Annotated in this window: 15 protein-coding genes and 1 pseudogene; 11 read left to right on the plus strand and 5 right to left on the minus strand. The window is 54.2% G+C overall.

Annotation, left to right across the window (positions count from 1 at the left end; genetic code table 11):
- Positions 1-96: 96 nt before the first annotated feature.
- The 5 genes from HMPREF2726_RS04285 to katA all read left to right on the plus strand — a co-directional run bounded on the left by HMPREF2726_RS04285 (position 97) and on the right by katA (position 8,133).
- Positions 97-2,319 (plus strand): TonB-dependent receptor, encoded by a 2,223-nt coding sequence (locus HMPREF2726_RS04285; protein ID WP_070602316.1) that lies wholly within the window; start codon positions 97-99, stop codon positions 2,317-2,319.
- Positions 2,320-2,535: 216 nt separating this feature from the next.
- Positions 2,536-3,300 (plus strand): ABC transporter ATP-binding protein, encoded by a 765-nt coding sequence (locus HMPREF2726_RS04290; protein WP_070602319.1) that lies wholly within the window; start codon positions 2,536-2,538, stop codon positions 3,298-3,300.
- Between the two features lie 150 nt (positions 3,301-3,450).
- A complete protein-coding gene (locus HMPREF2726_RS04295; RefSeq protein WP_246827855.1) occupies positions 3,451-4,362 on the plus strand; it encodes an iron-siderophore ABC transporter substrate-binding protein in 912 nt (303 codons plus the stop codon).
- On the plus strand, positions 4,356-6,323 hold the full coding sequence (gene fhuB / locus HMPREF2726_RS04300; RefSeq protein ID WP_070602323.1) for a Fe(3+)-hydroxamate ABC transporter permease FhuB: 1,968 nt from the start codon (positions 4,356-4,358) through the stop codon (positions 6,321-6,323). The genes HMPREF2726_RS04295 and fhuB overlap by 7 nt, the downstream gene beginning before the upstream one ends.
- 295 nt (positions 6,324-6,618) lie before the next feature.
- Positions 6,619-8,133, plus strand: coding sequence for a catalase KatA (katA, locus tag HMPREF2726_RS04305; protein WP_070602326.1), 1,515 nt, complete (start codon positions 6,619-6,621; stop codon positions 8,131-8,133).
- Positions 8,134-8,285: 152 nt separating this feature from the next.
- Here the strand turns inward: katA and mscL are convergent, their stop codons facing one another.
- The 3 genes and pseudogenes from mscL to HMPREF2726_RS04320 form a co-directional block, all read right to left on the minus strand.
- Complete coding sequence (gene mscL, locus HMPREF2726_RS04310) at positions 8,286-8,726, minus strand: large conductance mechanosensitive channel protein MscL (RefSeq protein ID WP_049223401.1); 441 nt, start codon at positions 8,724-8,726, stop codon at positions 8,286-8,288.
- A 283-nt stretch (positions 8,727-9,009) separates the two neighbouring features.
- Positions 9,010-9,798, minus strand: a complete 789-nt coding sequence (fabI, locus tag HMPREF2726_RS04315; RefSeq protein WP_009310937.1) for an enoyl-ACP reductase FabI — start codon at positions 9,796-9,798, stop codon at positions 9,010-9,012.
- A gap of 179 nt (positions 9,799-9,977) precedes the next feature.
- Positions 9,978-11,418 (minus strand): annotated as a pseudogene (locus HMPREF2726_RS04320) (MFS transporter).
- A gap of 150 nt (positions 11,419-11,568) precedes the next feature.
- Here HMPREF2726_RS04320 and HMPREF2726_RS04325 point away from each other — a divergent pair.
- Positions 11,569-12,390 carry a fimb protein gene (locus HMPREF2726_RS04325; RefSeq protein WP_070602328.1) on the plus strand — a complete coding sequence of 274 codons (822 nt, stop codon included), beginning with the start codon at positions 11,569-11,571 and terminating at the stop codon, positions 12,388-12,390.
- Here HMPREF2726_RS04325 and HMPREF2726_RS12875 read toward each other — a convergent pair.
- Positions 12,387-12,629 (minus strand): hypothetical protein, encoded by a 243-nt coding sequence (locus HMPREF2726_RS12875; protein ID WP_094113211.1) that lies wholly within the window; start codon positions 12,627-12,629, stop codon positions 12,387-12,389. The genes HMPREF2726_RS04325 and HMPREF2726_RS12875 overlap by 4 nt on opposite strands.
- Here HMPREF2726_RS12875 and HMPREF2726_RS04330 point away from each other — a divergent pair.
- Entirely contained in the window at positions 12,628-14,187 is a 1,560-nt protein-coding gene (locus HMPREF2726_RS04330) for a TerC family protein (protein WP_070602331.1), read from the plus strand. The genes HMPREF2726_RS12875 and HMPREF2726_RS04330 overlap by 2 nt on opposite strands.
- 115 nt (positions 14,188-14,302) lie before the next feature.
- Here HMPREF2726_RS04330 and HMPREF2726_RS04335 read toward each other — a convergent pair whose 3' ends face one another.
- Positions 14,303-15,241, minus strand: coding sequence for a LysR family transcriptional regulator (locus HMPREF2726_RS04335; protein WP_003776250.1), 939 nt, complete (start codon positions 15,239-15,241; stop codon positions 14,303-14,305).
- A 237-nt stretch (positions 15,242-15,478) separates the two neighbouring features.
- Between HMPREF2726_RS04335 and HMPREF2726_RS04340 the strand changes: the two genes are divergently transcribed.
- From HMPREF2726_RS04340 to HMPREF2726_RS04355, 4 genes are all read left to right on the plus strand, one after another.
- Positions 15,479-16,228 carry a Nif3-like dinuclear metal center hexameric protein gene (locus HMPREF2726_RS04340; protein ID WP_009310941.1) on the plus strand — a complete coding sequence of 250 codons (750 nt, stop codon included), beginning with the start codon at positions 15,479-15,481 and terminating at the stop codon, positions 16,226-16,228.
- A 122-nt stretch (positions 16,229-16,350) separates the two neighbouring features.
- Positions 16,351-16,932, plus strand: coding sequence for a ubiquinol-cytochrome c reductase iron-sulfur subunit (petA, locus tag HMPREF2726_RS04345; RefSeq protein ID WP_009310942.1), 582 nt, complete (start codon positions 16,351-16,353; stop codon positions 16,930-16,932).
- 18 nt (positions 16,933-16,950) lie between these two features.
- Positions 16,951-18,300: a cytochrome b gene (locus HMPREF2726_RS04350; RefSeq protein ID WP_049223394.1), complete on the plus strand. Its 1,350-nt coding sequence runs from the start codon at positions 16,951-16,953 to the stop codon at positions 18,298-18,300.
- A 14-nt stretch (positions 18,301-18,314) separates the two neighbouring features.
- Positions 18,315-19,100 carry a cytochrome c1 gene (locus tag HMPREF2726_RS04355; RefSeq protein WP_210399678.1) on the plus strand — a complete coding sequence of 262 codons (786 nt, stop codon included), beginning with the start codon at positions 18,315-18,317 and terminating at the stop codon, positions 19,098-19,100.
- Positions 19,101-19,172 lie beyond the last annotated feature (72 nt).

The following is a 19,172-nucleotide window of genomic DNA, read 5'->3' on the forward strand; positions in this document are numbered from 1 at the left end:
TGTCCTGATTTAAATTTAATCCACTATATTTTTTGAAATGAAATTAATTTTCTTTTAGAATTAACCGTTACGATCGACTTTTGAAAGAAAATACAAATGATTAAGCCCGCTTCCAGACTCAGCATCCTCAGCCTCTCCCTCCTTGCCGTTTCGGCGGCATTTGCCTCAGACGAACCCCAAGTCCGAGAAACCGCCGAACTTGAAACCATCACCGTAACCGCCAGCGCGGACGCATCCAAGGGCGGTTTGATTCCTGCATTTAAGGGCGGACAGGTGGCGCGCGGCAGCCGCGTGGGTATTTTGGGCAATAAAAAAAACCTAGAATCGCCGTTCTCCAATACTGCTTACACCAATAGGCTGATTCAAGACAAACATGCGCGCAGCGTCGGCGACGTACTGCAAAACGACCCGACCGTCCGCGTTGCGCGCGGTTACGGCAATTTTCAGGAAGCCTATTTCATACGCGGCTTTGCCGCCGAATCGGACGATACCATGTACAACGGCCTTTACGGCATCCTGCCGCGCCAATACATCGCCACTGAGCTTTTCGAACGCGTGGAAGTCCAGCGCGGCGCATCCGCCTTCTTAAACGGCATGGCGCCGGGTGGCAACAATATCGGCGGCACGGTATCCGTATTGCCCAAACGCGCGTCCAATGAAGGATTGAACCGGCTGACTGCCAATTACGGCGCGGGAAAACGCGGTGGTTTGGCGGCGGACGTGGCGCGCCGTTTCGGACAAAATCAGGAATTCGGCGTGCGCGTCAATGCGGCGCACCATAACGGCAAAACCGCAATAGACGACGAAAAGTCCAAACTCAGCCTGGTCAATGTCGGCTTAGACTGGCGCAATGAAAATGCCCGCCTGTCCGCCGATTTGGGTTGGCAGGACAACAAGCTCAAATCCACGCGTACCAATGTTACCCTGTCAGGCCTGACCGCCGTGCCGGCCGCGCCTGATGCCTCGTCCAACTGGGCGCAGCCGTGGACGTATTCCAACGAGCGCGACTGGTTCGGCACAATGCGCGGCGAATACGATTTCAACGACAACCTGACTGCCTACGTCGCCTATGGCTTCCGCCGCAGCAAGGAAAACAATTCTCTGGCAAACCTGACCGTCAGCAACATCAACGGCAACGGCTCGATTTACCGCTTCGACAACGCGCGTAAAGACAAAATTGATACGGGCGAAGTCGGTTTGCGCGGCAAATTCAACACCGGCGCGGTAGAACACGAATGGGTTGCCGCCGCCAACCGCTTCCAGTCCTCGCGCAAAAACGCTTACATCATGGATTGGGGCAACCAATATACGACCAACCTCTACAACCCGTCCCGCTATCCGCAACCCGCAGCCGCCGACCCGCTGTATTCGGGCAACGACATGGGCAATCCTGCCGTTACCGGCAAAACACGTCTGACCAGCTTCGCCTTGGGCGACACCTTTAGCCTTTGGGACAAACGCCTGCAATTCATGCTTGGGGCGCGCTGGCAGCAGGTGCATAACAAGGCTTACGCCTATAATACGGGCGCGCAAACCGAAAATTACAAAAAATCGCGCCTCAGTCCCGCCGCCGGCGCGGTGTACCGCATCACGCCGAATTGGTCGGTGTACGGCAACTACATCGAAAGCCTGGGACAAGGCGCGACCGCAGGCTCGACTGCCTCCATCAACGGCCGGGCCTACGCCGTCAGCAATGCTGGCGAATCGCTCAAACCCTATGTTTCCAAACAAAAAGAAATCGGCACGAAATTTGAAGCCAACGGCTTCGGCGCGGGATTGGCCCTGTTCCACACCGACAAACCGCGTTCGCTTTACGTTGCCGAAAGCGGCAACACCGCCCGCTTCACCTCCGAAGGCAAAGACCGCCACCGGGGCGCGGAAATCACCGTTTACGGGGAAGTCGCACAAGGTGTGAGGCTCTTGGGCGGCATTACCCTGCTCGATGCCAAGCAGAAATCTACCGGCTCATCTTCAACTGACGGCAAACGCACCATCGGTGTGGCCAAAACCCAGGCCAACATCGGCTTGGAATGGGAAGTGCCGAAAGTGCAGGGTTTGGCATTTGACGGACGCATGGTTTACACCGGTTCTTCCTACGCCGATGCGGCCAATACACTTAAAGTCGGCGGCTGGACGCGCTTCGACCTCGGCGCGCGCTACCGCACCCAAATCGGCAGGCACGAAGCCACCTTCCGCGCCCGCCTCGATAATGTTGCCAACAAGAAATACTGGGCATCCGTCGGCGGATACCCTAATAACGGCTACCTGAACGCCGGCGCACCGCGCAGCTTCACCCTGTCGGCTTCGGTCGATTTTTAAGGGACGGGCGGCAAAACGGTCTCCAACGGTCCAAAGGTCGTCTGAAACGTTTTCAGACGACCTTGGAGCCTGGGGCGTCCGACTTTGCCCTACGCTTTCGGACAACCGCCGTAAAACTCTGCCTTTGCGGCATCGGCACCGACAACGGGCAATGGGTTTTGCCGCGCCGCCGCTTTCTCCGAATAACGTCAAACCCACCAAAAGGTCGTCTGAAACGTGTTCCAAATCCAAAACGCCACCTTCGCCATACCCGGACGCTCGCTGCTGCACAACATCAGCGTCAACTTTTCCCCTAACCGCGTGTACGGCCTCATCGGCCATAACGGCTCGGGCAAGTCCACGCTGTTGAAACTGCTCACCCGCCAGCATGAACCCGCAGGCGGCAGGATATTGCTGAACGACAAAGAAATACGCGCCTATTCCGCCCGCGCATACGCCAAAGAAGTCGCCTATCTTCCGCAGCACCTGCCCGCCGCCACCGCGCTGACCGCGCGCGAGCTGGTTATGATGGGGCGTTATGCCTGGAGCGGGCTTTTAGGGCGCACGAACGATGCGGACAGACAGGCGGTGGAACAGGCGTTGCGGCTGACACATACGGAAAAATTTGCCGATCAAATCGTCGATACGCTTTCGGGCGGCGAACGTTCGCGCGTTTGGCTGGCGATGTGCCTGGCGCAGCAAAGCCGCTTTTTGCTGCTGGACGAACCGCTTGCCGCTTTGGACATCGCCCACCAAATCGACGTGATGGCACTGGTGCGCAAGCTGTCTCGCGATTTGGGTTTGGGCGTCATCATCGTCATCCACGACATTAATCTGGCGGCGCAGTATTGCGATGAACTGGTCGCGCTCAAACAGGGACGGCTATTAAAAACGGGCAAACCCGCCAACATCATGACCGCAGAAGTGTTGAAAGACATTTACAGCGTCGATATGAACATCATCGCCCATCCTGAAAACGGCCGCCCCGTGGCATTGCCTTGACGCAGGCAAGCCGTCCCGCCGCATAAGCTCCGACCATAAAATCCGCCGCCCGAATCCAAACCGGATGACATTGCAGACCATTGTGGAATACCTGTATCCGATATGTTTCAGACGACCCTTTATTCAAAAACCGAAAGACCTTCCAAGCTGATGTCCCACCGCTTTTCAGACGACATTCCCCGCATTGCCGCACGGTTGTTTTTTACCTCCGCCCTCCTGTTTTCCCTGCCTGCACCCGCCGCACCGCGCGTGGCGACTTCGGACTGGACGGTCGCCGAAACACTGACGGCGATGGGGCATCCGCCCGTCAGCGTCGCCGACCGCCGCGTGTACGATACCTGGGTGAACCATCCGCCGCTGCCCGCTGCCGTCAAGGAAGCGGGGCTGCGCTTCCAGCCGAATTTGGAGCGGCTGTATCAGATAAAGCCTGATTTTTTCGTGCAATCTTCCTGGTATGCCGCCGCCAAGTCCCAGTTTGAAAAAATCGCCCCGGTACGCGAAGTGGATTTCGGCACGGCAAAAGGCATCGAATATGCCCACACGGTCGAAGCCACGCGCAGGCTGGGTAAAATCATCGGCGACCCTGCCGCTGCCGAAAAGCTGATTGCCGGTACGGAAAACCTGTTTGCCCGCGCCAAACCCGCGCTTTCGGCATATCGCGGCCGCCCGTTTGCGGTAGTGCAGTTTGCCGACGGGCGGCATTTGCGGATTTACGGCAAGACTTCGCTGTTTCAGGCCGTGTTCGACAAATTGGAGCTGAACAATGCCTGGACGGGCAAAAGCAACGAATGGGGTTTCGAAAACATCACGCTTTTAGATTTAGCAAAGCTGCCGCCGGACACGCTGCTGATCATCGTCAAACCGCATCCTCAAAATACACGTGCAACGCTCGAAAAAAGCGCGCTTTGGCAACGCCTGCCGTTCAGCCGCCCTGCAAACCGCCGCATCTTCGAGCCGTCGTGGAGCTACGGCGCGCTGCCGTCCATGCAGCGTTTCACTTTGCAACTGATGCGTTCGATGTCGTCTGAAAACCCGTCCGCACAAAAGGAAGCCGCATGGTAAAGATTTTCAGACGACCCCTGCCTATCCTTGCCGCCGCGTTGGCAATATCGTGCGCGCTGACGGCGTTTTGGATATTGAAGCTGGAATGGACGCTGCCGTGGCTGCGGCTGTTTGACCGTCCCGACAGCCTGCCTTTGGACGCGCTGATGGTGCAGAACAACACCCTGCCCCGCATGGCGATGGCGCTGCTCGCGGGCGGCAGTACGGCGATGGTGACCATGCTGATGCAGCAGTTGATGCGCAATCCGCTCGCATCCGACAGTACGCTGGCAGTCAGCAGCGGCGCGCAGGCGGCTTTGGTGGCGGCGACCGTGTTCGCCCCTTCCTTCCTTGCCTACGGCACGTCCGCCGTGGCGTTTGCCGGCGCAGCGGCGGCTTTGGGCGCGGTATTGCGGCTGTCGGCACGGCGCGCCCTGCAACCGCTCAGCGTCGTGCTGGCGGGTTTGGTGGTCAGCCTGTATCTGGGTTCCTTCACCGGTATCGTGATGCTGTTTTTCAGCGAAGAGACGCGCGGCGTGATGCAGTGGGGCAGCGGCTCCCTGGTGCAGGACAGTTGGCGCGATACGTTGGGGCTTTTGTGGCGGATTGCCGTTGCTGCCATACTTACCGCCTTTTTAATCAAACCGTTAAACATCATGAGCCTGGGCGACACGCAGGCGAAATCGGCAGGCATACCGGTGAAGAAAATCCGCCTGCTGTCTTTGGCGGTTGCTGCATTTTTGAGTGCGGGCGTGGTCGGCTTTGTCGGCATGATGGGCTTTGTCGGATTGGCGGCGGCGACGCTGGTGCGGCAAATGGGCGTACGCACGCTGTCCATGCGCCTGATTTGTTCCTTCATCGTCGGCGCACTGCTTTTGATGCTGACGGACAACGGCCTGATGCTGCTGAAACACTACCGCGGCACCGATCTGCCCGCCGGCGCTGTAACTGCTCTCGTCGGCGCGCCGCTTTTGTTGTGGCTGACGGCGACAGCACCTCCGCGTCCTTCGTTTCAGACGACCTCCGATATTTCAACCGCCGCGCCGCACGTCCCGCGCCTCTTGCGTTTTCTGCCGCTTATCGCCGTCGCCGTATCGGTATTGGCGTTTACGGTCGGACGCTATGACGAAACTCTGCGCCTGACCATAGACCCGGAATATTTCGTATTCCGCTACCCGCGCGTGCTGCTCGCCGCCGCCACCGGCACCATGCTCGCGTTGACCGGCGTCATACTGCAAAGGCTGACGCAAAACCCGATGGCGGGACCCGAACTCTTGGGCATCAGCTCCGGAACGGCATTCGGCGCGATGGCGGTAGTGATGCTGTTCGGCATTACCTCGGGCAGCGGCTGGTTTTGGCTGACAGGCATCGTTTCCGCTCTCATATCCTTGGGGCTGTTGATGCTGTTCAACCGCAAAAACGGATTTACCCCCGAAAAAATCCTGCTTACCGGCATGGCACTGGCCGCACTCGCCGATGCCGCCATCCGCATTTGGACGGCAAGCGGCGATTTCCGCGTACAACTGCTTTTATTGTGGATGTCAGGTTCGACCTATCAGGCAACGCCCGAATCCGCCCTTACCGTCGGCTTCCTCGCCGTCGCCTCGCTCCTCCTCATCCTCCCGCTGCAACGCTGGCTCGGACTGCTCAGCCTGAACGCGACAATCGCCCGCTCCGTCGGCATCAACGTCCCCCTCGCACGGCTGGTGCTGATCGTCTCAAGCGCAGCGTTAACCGCCTTATCCACCCTGCTTATCGGCCCCTTGAGCTTCGTCGGACTGCTTGCGCCGCATCTGGCCCGTATGCTCGGCGCACGCCTGCCCAAACAGCAACTTGCTGCCGCCGCACTCATCGGCGCATCGGTTATGATGACGGCCGACTGGCTGGGCAGGCAGGTAATGTTCCCTTACGAAGTCCCCGCCGGAATGATGGCCACGCTCATAGGCGGCGCATATTTCATGATGATGATGCGCAAGCTTTAATGCGAACGGAGATACAAAAAGGTCGTCTGAAAACAGTTTCAGACGACCTTTTTGTTTAATTTATTCGATAATAAAAATCTAACAAAAATAAAATCTCAATTAATAATAACAATATTAAATTGAAGTCATAGTTCCAATAGGCAAAATCTTTCTGTATAGTCCTATTCATAGTTTAATTAAAAGGAAAAAACAAATGTCGATACAAGAAATTTATGAATGCCAAGAAACAGGCTACGAATATGCTTTTCGGCAAATCGTTTTATAAACCACTGACCATTTCACAAAGGAAATCATCATGACCATCTCTAAATGTCCTGTAACCCACCTGACCATGAACAACGGCGCCCCAGTTGCCGACAATCAAAACAGCCTGACCGCAGGCGCGCGCGGCCCGTTGCTGGCGCAGGATTTGTGGCTGAATGAAAAACTTGCCGACTTCGTGCGCGAAGTGATACCCGAACGCCGTATGCACGCCAAAGGTTCGGGCGCGTTCGGTACATTCACCGTGACGCACGACATCACGAAATACACCCGCGCCAAAATCTTCAGCGAAGTCGGCAAGCAAACCGAGATGTTCGCCCGTTTCACCACCGTGGCAGGCGAGCGCGGCGCAGCCGATGCGGAACGCGACATCCGCGGCTTTGCGTTGAAGTTTTATACCGAAGAAGGCAACTGGGATATGGTCGGCAACAACACGCCTGTGTTCTTCCTGCGCGACCCGCGCAAATTCCCCGACTTGAACAAGGCGGTCAAACGCGACCCGCGCACCAATATGCGCTCCGCCACGAACAACTGGGATTTCTGGACGCTGCTGCCCGAAGCCCTGCACCAAGTCACCATCGTCATGAGCGACCGCGGCATCCCCGCCAGTTACCGCCATATGCACGGCTTCGGTTCGCATACATACAGCTTCTGGAACGAAGCGGGCGAACGTTTTTGGGTGAAATTCCATTTCCGCAGCCGGCAAGGCATTAAAAACCTGACCAACGAAGAAGCCGCCAAAATCATCGCCGACGACCGCGAAAGCCACCAGCGCGACCTGTACGAAGCCATCGAACGCGGCGAGTTTCCGAAATGGACGATGTACATCCAAGTCATGCCTGAAGCCGATGCGGAAAAAGTGCCGTATCATCCCTTCGACCTGACCAAAGTTTGGCCGAAAAAAGACTATCCGCTGATTGAAGTGGGCGAATTCGAGTTGAACCGCAATCCCGAAAACTTCTTCGCCGATGTGGAACAATCCGCCTTTGCACCGAGCAATCTGGTTCCCGGTATCGGCGCCAGCCCCGACAAAATGCTGCAAGCCCGTTTGTTCAATTACGCCGACGCGCAACGCTACCGTTTGGGGGTAAACTTCCGCCAAATCCCCGTCAACCGCCCTCGTTGCCCCGTCCACAGCAACCAACGCGACGGGCAAGGCCGTGCCGACGGCAACTACGGCAGCCTGCCGCACTACGAACCCAACAGCTTCGGCCAATGGCAGGAGCAGCCCGACTTTGCCGAACCGCCTTTAAAAATCAACGGCGACGCAGCGTACTGGGACTACCGCCAAGACGATGACGACTACTTCAGCCAACCGCGCGCCTTGTTTAACCTGATGAACGACGCGCAGAAACAGGCTTTGTTCGACAACACCGCCGCAGCCATGGGCGACGCCCCCGACTTCATCAAATACCGCCATATCCGCAACTGCCACCGTTGCGACCCCGCCTACGGCGAAGGCGTGGCGAAAGCTTTGGGGCTGACCGTTGAAGACGCACAAGCCGCCCGCGCGACCGACCCCGCATTGGGTCAGCCTGGTTTGCTGTAAATGGGAGGAGCCATGTGGATAGAGATTGAAGAATGGTTATCCCACGCAATCCGATACCGTAAACCGTAAATCATTGATATCGGAGAGATACGCAAAACAAAAAGGTCGTCTGAAAATTTTCAGACGACCTTTTATTTCAAATCTTCAAAAGATTATTTTTTGTTCAGAGAGTCGCGGATTTCACGTAACAGCAATACTTCTTCGCTAGGCTCTGCAGGTGCTTCTTCAACAGGCGCTTCGGCTTTTTTCATGGAGTTCAATGCTTTGATAACGGAGAAAATCGCAGCAGCGATAATCAGGAAGCTGATAACGGAGTTGATGAACAGACCGAGATTCAGGGTGACGGCACCGGCTGCTTGGGCTGCCGCCAAGTTGGCATAGCCTTCTGCGGGCGCTTGCGCACCGTTTTTCAGGGTGATGAACAGGTTGGAGAAGTCAACGCCGCCGATCAACAGACCGATAGGGGGCATGATTACGTCGTCAACCAAAGATTTAACGATGCCGCTGAACGCAGTACCGACGACCATACCGACTGCCAAGTCGATAACGTTGCCGCGCATAATAAACTGTTTGAATTCTGAAGCAATAGACATAAATGTCCTCCTGTATGTTTGTGGATAATAAAGTGAAATTTTTAAAAAAAGTGCGTCCGAAGTGACGGACGGGCTTTTTCAAACCGGCAGGCATAGTATCGTTTTATTTGTTAAATAAAATTCAGAAAAGTTAAAATTTGTTTTTATGACAAAATTCCCGAAATATGCCGCCTTTTATACGAAAAAAGAACCGCCTGAAATAGCCGGTGTACCTTTTTTACACCACTTAATCAGACGGTTTTTTGTGTAATAAGTTGTCTTTTCTACAAAATATTACAAATCATTACGCCTCTTCATCGTTCAGGGCGTTGATGCTGTAACCGCCGTCAACGTAAGTGATTTCGCCGGTAATGCCTGAAGAGAGTTCGGAGAGCAGGAAGGCGGCGGTGTTGCCCACTTCATCAATGGTTACGTTGCGGCCAAGCGGGTTGTGGGAAGCGACGTGTCCCAAAAGTTTGCTTAAATCGGCGATGCCGGAAGCAGCGAGGGTTTTGATCGGGCCGGCGGAAATGCCGTTGCAACGGATGCCTTCTTTGCCCAAGCAGGCGGCGGTAAAGCGGATGCCTGCTTCGAGGCTGGCTTTTGCCATGCCCATGACGTTGTAGTTCGGAATCGCACGAACCGCGCCCAAGTAGCTCAGGGCGACGATGGCGGAGTTTCTGCCGCGCATCATCGGACGGGCGGCTTTTGCCAATGCGGGCAGGCTGTATGCGGAAATTTCGTGTGCGGTGTTAAACGCTTCGCGGCTGATGCTGTCGAGGAAGTCGCCGCTCAAGGCTTCTTTCGGTGCGAAACCGATGGAGTGGACGAGGCCGTCCAAGCCGTCCCAGTGTTTGCCCAAATCGGCGAAAACTTGGTTGATTTCGTCGTCGCTGGCGACATCGCAGCGGAACACGAGTTCGGAACCCAATTCGGCGGCCATTTTGCGGACGCGCTCTTCCAGTTTGTCAACAACGTAGGTGAACGCCAAATCCGCGCCTTGTTCGCGGCAGGCTTTGGCAATGCCGTAAGCGATGGAACGCTCGGAAATCATGCCGGTGATCAGGATTTTTTTACCTTGCAGAAAACCCATTTTTTGTCCTTTAAAGTGTGGTATTGCGGTTTGATGAAACTGGGCATTATAGCAAACTGAGGCGGTTTCGGTATAGAAAATAAGAGATAACCTGTCGTCCTGACGTTTTTTGCATTTTTTCAGACGACCTCTTTGTGCTGTTTGCGGCTTCTTTCAAATGCCCGTTTAGTACCTTATGTTCAAACTTGTTTGTCCGGTTCGTGACGTTTCAGGCGCATGGCGAAAAACACCATTACCGCGCCCAACACCAGCGCGCTGCCCATCGCCAGATGAATGCCGTCAAGCATGGCTTGTTGCGTCGAGGCGGCGGAAGACAGTTTCTCGCCGATATTGGTCGCGCCGACGAAAAATGCCGCGCCGATTGCGCCGGCAATCGGGTTGATGGTGGTCAGAATCGCCGCGCCGTGGGGATTGAGCTTTTTCGGCAGCGCGTTCAAGCCGTGGGTTTCGCCCGTTACGCAGGCGGATACGGATACCGCCATCAAGGTGAACATGGCGGTCAGTATCATGACTTGCGTGTCAATCCGCAAAAACAGCCATAACACCGCCAGCGATACCGTCAACATCACCGTGGCGGGCAACACGACAAACCGTCCGCCTTTCTTGTCCAGCAGTTTGCCGAACAAAGGCGCGGCAACCGCTTGGGCGATGCTCGCGGGCATCAGAATCAGCCCCGTCGCCGTACCCGTCAGCATCAGTACCTGCTGCGTGTACATCGGCATCATCAGTTCCAAACCCAAAAACAGGAACACAGCGCCCGCCAGAATCACGACGCAGTGGCGGAACTGCTTATATTCAAACGCCCGAAGATTCAGCAGCGGCGTCGCCAGGCGGGACTGGCGGTATGCGAACCGGCCCACCAGCGCGACGGAGGCGGCAAACAGTAGGATAAATTCCGCCAGCGGCAGATGAGCGAAATTACTGCTCGCATACACCAGCCCGCCCAAGCCCGCAATCGACAGTACGGCAGACAAAATATCAATCTTCGGACGGCTGATGTTGCTCAAATTGACCGTCAGATACTTGCCCACCAATGCCATCGCCGCCAGCATAAACGGCGCAGTAAAGCCGAACAGTACGCGCCAATGCGTGTGGTCGATGATGATGCCCGACAGCGTCGGCCCTATCGCGGGCGCGGCGGTGAACATCATGGTAATCACGCCCATCGCCGTTCCGCGTTTGTTCGGCGGATAAATCGACAAAATACCGTTAAACAGGAGCGGCACGAAAAACGCGGCAGACACCGCCTGCACCATCCGCCCCGCGACCAGAATCCCGAAAGTCGGCGCAAACGCGCAAATCAGCGAACCCGCCAAAAACGTTGCCTGCGTAAACAACACCATCTTGCGCGTTTCAAACCATTGAATTACGCCTGCCGTAATCGGCGTGAACGCGCCCATCACCAGCAAAAAGCCCGTCGTCAGCCATTGGACGGTGGTCTTGTCGACCCCAAAATCCTTCATAATCGGCGTGAGCGCAACATTTAAAAGCGTGTCGTTGAGATAGCCGAAAAAACGCGCCGATAAACAGCGTCGCCACAATGGTTTTAGAGGGGAAGTTGGGATTGTCGGCGTGGTATTCGTGAGCTGCATCGTCTGTGTCAATATCGGAAGCGTGCATAACATCATATTGAAATATTTGAGGAATACGGATTTTAACATGGGATATGTAAAAAAATGTTTATTTGGTTTTCCGCAAAACTTTTATATTCCGATATAATGACGTCTTCAAAAAATCATATTTCAAATAATTACGTTACGGACAAACATTATGGAAAATACTCAACATGTTTCGCGATGGCGTTTCGCCGTGAAAAGCGCCTCGCTGCATCTGCTTGTCAGTCTTGTTTTAGCAGGCTTGGCGGCGCTGCTTGTTTTTGAAGTCTGGTATCCCTTTCCCTATGCCGAACTGACCGGAGGCTTGGATTTGTATAAGTTGGTCGTATCGGTGGATATCGTGTGCGGTCCGCTGTTGACCCTGATTCTTGCCAGCCCCAAGAAAAAAATGCGCGAGCGCGTGGTCGATTATTCCTTAATCGGCGCCATCCAGCTTGCCGCTTTGATTTACGGCTTGTACAGCGTATCCCTTGCCCGTCCTGTTGCCGCCGCTTTTGAGCGTGACCGTATCAATATTGTGACTGCTGCCGAAATCGATGAGGCGGATTTGGCAAAAGCCAAAGACGGCTTCAAAACTTTGCCTTGGTTCGGTATAGAGCGCGTAGGCGTGCGTGAGGCGGTCAATGTTGAAGAAGCCAATGAGAGTCTGAGCTTGTCGCTGACGGGCATTGAGCCGAGTATGCGTCCGAATTGGTGGCTGCCCGACAGTCCTGCCGAACGCGAAAAAATCCGCCGTGCGATGAAGCCGTTGGCAGAACTGGCTGCCGCGCGCAATATGTCTGAAACGGACATTATCAAATCAGCCAAAGTGACTTCGTCCGGCAAACCTTTGTTCTTCCTGCCTCTGACCAGCAGCCGTACAAAAGACTGGGTAGTCATCATGGATGAAAACGCAGATTTTGTGGGTTATGCGCCGATAGACGGTTTTATGACGAATAAAGCTGCGGAGACCAAAACCAAAGAGCAGGTTATTTAAGCGGTTTGGCAGGTCGTCTGAAAACGCAAATTCCAGTTTTCAGACGACCTTTTGCCATCTGCCTTCCAAGCTGCTAAACTATTTACATTATTTTTACTTGAGACATACGCACACATGAAAGACCCAGAGCAGAGCAGCATGACCGCCCGCCGTTTTTCGTGCGTATCGATATGAATCAGGCAGCTTGAGCGTTTCAGGCTGCCTTTTTGCGTTTGAACACAAAGGAATACAAAAATCATGGATTTCAGTTGGTTGGCAGAGCCGCATACTTGGATAGGCTTTGCCACGCTTCTGGTACTCGAAGTCGTCTTGGGGATAGACAACCTCGTTTTCGTCGCCATTTTGGCGAACAAAGTCAAACCCGCCCAACGCGACCGCGCACGCATTACCGGTTTAGGGCTTGCGGTCGTTATCCGCATCATCATGCTCGGCTTCATGGCGCACATCATGACTCTGACGCGCCCACTGTTCAATATCAGCGGGTTGGACGTTTCCGGCAAAGACATGATTATGCTCGCGGGCGGTATCTTCCTGCTCTACAAAGCCACCACCGAACTGCACGAACGCCTCGAAGGGCATAACCAATTTGCCGTTGCCGACAGCCAGAAGAAACACGCGAGATTTTGGAGCGTGGTTGCCCAAATCCTGATTCTTGACGCGGTATTTTCCATCGATTCCGTCATCACTGCCGTCGCCATGGTCGATCACATCGTCGTCGCCATGGGCGCGGTTGCCGTTGCCATGACCGTCATGATTTCCGCGAGCAAACCGCTGACCGAGTTTGTAGACAGGCATCCTACCGTCGTCATGCTCTGCTTAGGTTTCCTGCTGATGATCGGTTTCAGCCTCATCGCCGAAGCCTTCCATTTCCACATCCCGAAAGGCTACCTCTACGCCGCTATCGGCTTCTCCATCCTGATTGAAGTGTTTAACCAAGTTTCGCAACGCAACAGCCGCAAAAACGACTATATCAGCAGCTCGTGGCGCAAGCGCACCGCCGAGAACGTCTTGGGCATGATGGGCATACGCGAAAGCGTGCTTGCCAAAGCGGGCGACGAAGCAGAGGACGACGGGCATTTTGAGGAAAACGAAAAATCCATGATACGCAGTGTCCTCACGCTTGCCGAACGTCCCATCCTCGGCGTGATGATTCCCCGCCGCGACATTGAGCGTTTGGACATTTCCCAAAGCCGCGAAGAGCAACACGCCCAACTGCAAAATACCCCATACAGCCGCCTGCTCGTCGTCGGTAAAGCCGGTGTCGATGAACCGTTGGGCTACATCAACAAAAAAGACCTGCTCGCCCAACTACTCGAAACCGGCGAACTCAATATCCAAGCCGTCCTACGTCAGCCGCTAGTCCTGCCGGACAGTACGACTGCATTGGGTGCGATTGAACTGTTCCGCCAAAGCAGCGCGGATTATGCTTTGGTGGTCGATGAATTCGGCGCGGTTTTGGGCATGGTTACCATGAAAGACCTGCTGGAAACCATCGCAGGCGAATTTCCTGAAGAGTTTGAACGCCAAGAAGAACCCGCCGTTCAAGAAAATGCCGATGAAAGTCTGACTGTGGACGGTTCGTTTGAATATGTCGAACTCGCGCCGCAACTGAACCTCCCGCCGCAAGAAGAAGATGCCGACTTCCACACCGTCGCCGGACTGATTATGGAAGAGCTGCAAAGCATTCCCGATGTCGGCGACTTTGCCGACTTCCACGGCTGGCGTTTCCAAGTCGTTGAAAAAGACGGTCAACGCATCGAGCGGGTAAAAATCACCAAGCTGCCTGAAGAAGGCTAAATCGGGATAGGAAGTAAAAAGGTCGTCTGAAAACCTGAGATTTGGGTTTTCAGACGACCTTTTGATATTGAAGTCGGATTGATTTGATGCTGTAACACCGTGTTTCAATAAAACATTAATCGTGTCCGTGCATTTTCAGTTCGCTCAAGCCGGGGAGGTCGGCGAAACTGCGTTCGCGGACGATTTGGCAGAAGTTATCGAGATAGCTTTTGTCGGCGTCTTCGGTGCGTGTGGCGGCGTAGAGTTCGCTTTGCAGGCCGTTGGCGGTGATTTGGCGGTGGACGACGTAGCCTTTTTCGAGATAGGGCATCACGGTCCAGTAGGGCAGGGCGGCGATGCCGCGTTTGCTGGCGACGAGTTGGATGATGGCGATGGTCAGTTCGCTGCGGCGGCGCGGCGGGTTGATGCCTTTGGGTAACAAGATTTTTTTGGGCAGGTCGAGCATTTCGTCGGGAACGGGATAAGTGATGAGGGTTTCACCGATGAAGTCTTCTGCTTCCCAAACGGTTTTGGCGGCAAGCGGGTGGTCTTGGGCGCAGATGCCGACCATTTCGTAGGCGAACAGGGGGCGGAAGCTGATGCCGTTTTGTTTTTCGGCTTCGGATACGATGGCGAGATCGGCGCGGTGTTGCAACAGGAGTCCGACGGGGTCTGCCTGAAAGCCGGAAACGATGTCCAATTCGACTTGCGGCCACATGGGGCGGAATTCGCCCATCGCGGGCATGAGCCAGTCGAAACAGGTGTGGCATTCGACAGCCAGCCGCAATTCGCCTGCTTCGCCTTCGATGATGCGGGCGAGGTCGCGCTCGGCGGCGGAAACTTGCGGGAGGAGTTCGCGTGCGAGCCTCAACAGGCGTTCGCCGGCGGGTGTAAAACGCAAGGGCGTGGATTTGCGCTCAAACAGGGGGGTGTCGTAATAGTTTTCAAGCGCGCGGATTTGGTGCGAAAGGGCGGATTGGGTCAGGAAGACGCGCTTGGCGGCAAGGGATACGCTGCCGGTTTCTTCGAGTGCCAGCAGGGTTTTGAGATGGCGCAGTTCGATGATGGAATCCATTGGTTTTCACGCTTTCAGACGACCTTTTGAAACGGGCAATATTAAAATATTTCATGCCGGGGTGTAAATGCGGGCGTGTGTTGAACGGCGTGGGGATTGGGACGCGTCAGGGTTTGCGGTTAGAATGTGCGTCCGATTTTGTATGAATGCGGTGAATTGATTTGAAACAGGGATAGGGATGGCGTTGCTTCGCTTTGTTCTGTGAAATTCAATCCGCTATGTGTTGAAAGGAATAATATGGCGAAACGCAATGATATTTTGGCGTGGTGCGACGAAGTGTTGCAGGTCGGCATGTTCAAAGACTATGCGCCCAACGGTTTGCAGGTCGAGGGTAGGGCTGAAGTCGGCAAAATAGCGACGTCGGTAACGGCAAGCAAGGCAGCGGTCGATTTTGCTGCGGAGCAGGGCGCGGATATGCTTTTGGTGCATCACGGGATGTTTTGGAAAAGTGAGCCGGTAACGATTACGGGCTGGAAAAAAGTGCGCATCGAAACATTATTGCAACACCAAATCAATATGGCGGGCTACCACCTGCCGCTGGATGCACACCCAGTGTTGGGCAACAACGCGCAGCTTGCCGATAAGTTGGGTTGGGAAGTCGAAAGGCGGTTCGGCGAACAGAACCTGTTGAATATAGGTCGTCTGAAAACGCCGCAGACTTTGGCTGAATGGTTGCAACACATTGCTGCAGCGTTGGGGCGGCAGCCCGTAGCCGTCGGCGATATGTCGCGCGAAATCAAACGCATTGCATGGTGTACCGGCGGTGCGCAGGGATTTTTTCAGACGACCATAGACGAAGGCGTCGATGCTTATCTGACCGGAGAAATCTCGGAAGCCCAGTTTCACCTTGCCAATGAAACAGGCGTTGCGTTTGTCAGCGCGGGACACCATGCGACGGAGCGTTACGGCATCCGCGCCCTGGGCGAAGCCGTGGCACAGCATTTTGAGTTGGAAGTCTGTCATTTCGACGAAGATAATCCCGCTTAAGCCTTGATAATCGTCATGAAAATTTACCTTAATTTAAATAATGCTTTGAGTATCACGGTAAACTAGGTAGAATTACATCGTTTAATGGCTCGGTATTCCCAAAATTTTAGGACGACTGAATAATGGATAATCAAGAAATCAATAGCGGTCGCCGCCGCTTTCTGACGCTGGCTACGTGCGGCGCAGGCGGTGTGGCGGCTTTGGGCGTAGCTACGCCTTTCGTGGCAAGCTTTTTCCCGTCGGAAAAAGCCAAGGCCGCAGGTGCTGCCGTCGAAATCGATGTCAGTAAAATCGAATCCGGACAAATGTTGACTGCCGAATGGCAAGGTAAACCGATTTGGGTGGTTAACCGTACCGATCAGCAGCTCAAAGACCTGAAAAGTTTGAACGGTGCGGTTGCCGACCCTAATTCTGATGTGGATCATCAGCCCGAAAACTGTAAAAACGAGACCCGTTCGATTAAGCCGAACATCCTTGTAGCCATCGGTATCTGTACCCACTTGGGCTGTTCGCCGACCTACCGTCCCGACGTTGCCCCCGCGGATTTGGGTGCAGACTGGAAAGGCGGTTTCTTCTGCCCTTGCCACGGTTCGAAATTCGACATGGCAGGCCGCGTATATAAAGGTGTTCCTGCACCGACCAACCTAGTTGTTCCGCCCTACAAATATCTGAGCGATACGACAGTCTTGGTAGGCGAAGACTAAAAATAAGGAACGATAATTATGGCAAACCAAACCAATAGCAAAGCAAAAGCATTGTTAGACTGGACGGACGCTCGTTTCCCTCTGTCTAAAATGTGGAATGAGCATTTGGCTCAATACTACGCGCCGAAGAACTTCAACTTCTGGTACTACTTCGGCTCTTTGGCTCTGCTCGTCCTCGTGATTCAAATCGTCAGCGGTATCTTCCTGACCATGAACTACAAACCGGACGGCAACCTGAATGCCTATCACCTGCCTGCTGCCTTTACCGCAGTAGAGTACATCATGCGCGACGTGTCCGGCGGCTGGATTATCCGCTATATGCACTCCACAGGCGCATCTTTCTTCTTCATTGTCGTATACCTGCACATGTTCCGCGGCCTGATTTACGGTTCGTACAAAAAACCGCGCGAATTGGTGTGGATTTTCGGTTCCCTGATTTTCTTGGCATTGATGGCCGAAGCCTTTATGGGCTACCTGTTGCCTTGGGGGCAAATGTCCTTCTGGGGCGCGCAGGTGATTATTAACCTGTTCTCCGCCATCCCTGTTATCGGTCCTGACTTGTCCACTTGGATCCGCGGCGACTTCAACGTTTCCGACGTTACCCTGAACCGCTTCTTCGCGTTGCACGTTATCGCTGTACCGCTGGTGTTGCTCGGTTTGGTCGTAGCACACATCATCGCCCTGCACGAAGTGGGTTCGAACAACCCTGACGGCGTGGAAATCAAGAAACTCAAAGATGAAAACGGCGTTCCGCTCGACGGCATTCCTTTCCATCCGTACTACACCGTCAAAGACATCTTGGGCGTTGTCGTATTCCTGATTGTTTTCTGCTCCGTATTGTTCTTCGCCCCTGAAGGTGGCGGCTACTTCCTTGAAGCCCCGAACTTTGACGCGGCAAACGCGCTGAAAACACCGCCGCACATTGCGCCAGTATGGTATTTCACCCCGTTCTACGCTATTTTGCGTGCGATTCCTTCATTCCTCGGTACTCAGGTTTGGGGGGTAATCGGTATGGGGGCAGCAGTTGTCCTGATTGCCCTGTTGCCTTGGTTGGATAAAGGTGAAGTGAAATCCGTCCGCTATCGCGGCCCAATCTTCAAAACTGCGTTGGTTCTGTTCATCATTGCCTTTATCGGTTTGGGTATTTTGGGTGCGATGGTAGCAACCGAGACCCGTACTTTGGTTGCGCGTATCCTGTCCTTCGTCTATTTTGCATTCTTCCTGGGTATGCCGTTCTATACCAAACTGGATACAAACAAACCGGTTCCGGAACGCGTAACCATGAGCACCACTAAACAAAAAATCATGTTCTTTGTTTATGTCGGTATTACCGCAGTGGGTGCTTACCTGTTTGCAACCAATATCTGATGAGGGCAGCGAAAATGAAACATACCCTGAAAAACTGGTTTGCTGCCTTGTTATTGGCAGTGCCTATGAGTGCCGCCGTCGCCAGCGGTGGCGGACACTATGAAAAAGTCGAGATTGACCTGCGCGACCAAGTCAGCTTGCAGCGCGGTGCTCAAATTTTTACCAACTACTGCTTATCCTGCCACTCGGCAAGCGGTATGCGCTTCAACCGTCTGAAAGACATCGGTTTGACTGACGAAGAAATCAAGAAAAACCTGATGTTTACGACAGACAACGTCGGTGATGTCATGTTGGCGGCGATGAATCCTAAAGATGCTGCCAAATGGTTTGGTGCGGCTCCTCCGGACCTGACACTGATTGCCCGTTCTAAAGGCGCGGATTATCTGTATGCCTATATGCGCGGCTTCTATAAAGACCCGACCCGTCCTAGCGGCTGGAACAACGTCGTATTCGACAAAGTCGGCATGCCTCACCCCTTGTGGGAGCAACAAGGCGTTCAAGCAGTTGAGCTGGATGCCAAAGGTCAGCCGGTCATGGTGAAAGACGAACATGGCGAATTGAAACCCAAGCTCTATTGGGAATCTACCGGCGCGCACAGCCGTCGTTTGCCAAACGGCAAAGTCGTCCAAACAGAGTACGATGCTTATGTACGCGATTTGGTGAACTATTTGGTTTACATGGGTGAACCGGCGCAACTCCAGCGCAAACGTACAGGCTATATCGTGTTGATGTTCTTGTTTGCAGTAATGCTGCCTCTGGCATACTTCCTGAAAAAAGAATATTGGAAAGACGTTCATTAAGTCTTGTAATAAAAAGGGCAAACCTAATCGGGTTTGCCTTTTTTATAGTGGATTAACTTTAAACCAGTACGG

Source organism: Neisseria sp. HMSC074B07 (assembly GCF_001810355.1).
Classification (GTDB): Bacteria; Pseudomonadota; Gammaproteobacteria; order Burkholderiales; family Neisseriaceae; genus Neisseria.

Bases quoted from the DNA above. Each gene is read 5' to 3' on its own strand.
- HMPREF2726_RS04325 (WP_070602328.1), top strand. From the start codon at position 11,569: ATGGAAAATACTCAACATGTTTCGCGATGGCGTTTCGCCGTGAAAAGC.
- fabI (WP_009310937.1), bottom strand. From the start codon at position 9,798: ATGGGTTTTCTGCAAGGTAAAAAAATCCTGATCACCGGCATGATTTCC.
- HMPREF2726_RS04355 (WP_210399678.1), top strand. From the start codon at position 18,315: ATGAAACATACCCTGAAAAACTGGTTTGCTGCCTTGTTATTGGCAGTG.
- mscL (WP_049223401.1), bottom strand. From the start codon at position 8,726: ATGTCTATTGCTTCAGAATTCAAACAGTTTATTATGCGCGGCAACGTT.
- petA (WP_009310942.1), top strand. From the start codon at position 16,351: ATGGATAATCAAGAAATCAATAGCGGTCGCCGCCGCTTTCTGACGCTG.
- HMPREF2726_RS04350 (WP_049223394.1), top strand. From the start codon at position 16,951: ATGGCAAACCAAACCAATAGCAAAGCAAAAGCATTGTTAGACTGGACG.
- HMPREF2726_RS04330 (WP_070602331.1), top strand. From the start codon at position 12,628: ATGGATTTCAGTTGGTTGGCAGAGCCGCATACTTGGATAGGCTTTGCC.
- HMPREF2726_RS04335 (WP_003776250.1), bottom strand. From the start codon at position 15,241: ATGGATTCCATCATCGAACTGCGCCATCTCAAAACCCTGCTGGCACTC.
- HMPREF2726_RS04285 (WP_070602316.1), top strand. From the start codon at position 97: ATGATTAAGCCCGCTTCCAGACTCAGCATCCTCAGCCTCTCCCTCCTT.
- fhuB (WP_070602323.1), top strand. From the start codon at position 4,356: ATGGTAAAGATTTTCAGACGACCCCTGCCTATCCTTGCCGCCGCGTTG.
- HMPREF2726_RS12875 (WP_094113211.1), bottom strand. From the start codon at position 12,629: ATGATTTTTGTATTCCTTTGTGTTCAAACGCAAAAAGGCAGCCTGAAA.
- HMPREF2726_RS04295 (WP_246827855.1), top strand. From the start codon at position 3,451: ATGTCCCACCGCTTTTCAGACGACATTCCCCGCATTGCCGCACGGTTG.
- HMPREF2726_RS04340 (WP_009310941.1), top strand. From the start codon at position 15,479: ATGGCGAAACGCAATGATATTTTGGCGTGGTGCGACGAAGTGTTGCAG.
- katA (WP_070602326.1), top strand. From the start codon at position 6,619: ATGACCATCTCTAAATGTCCTGTAACCCACCTGACCATGAACAACGGC.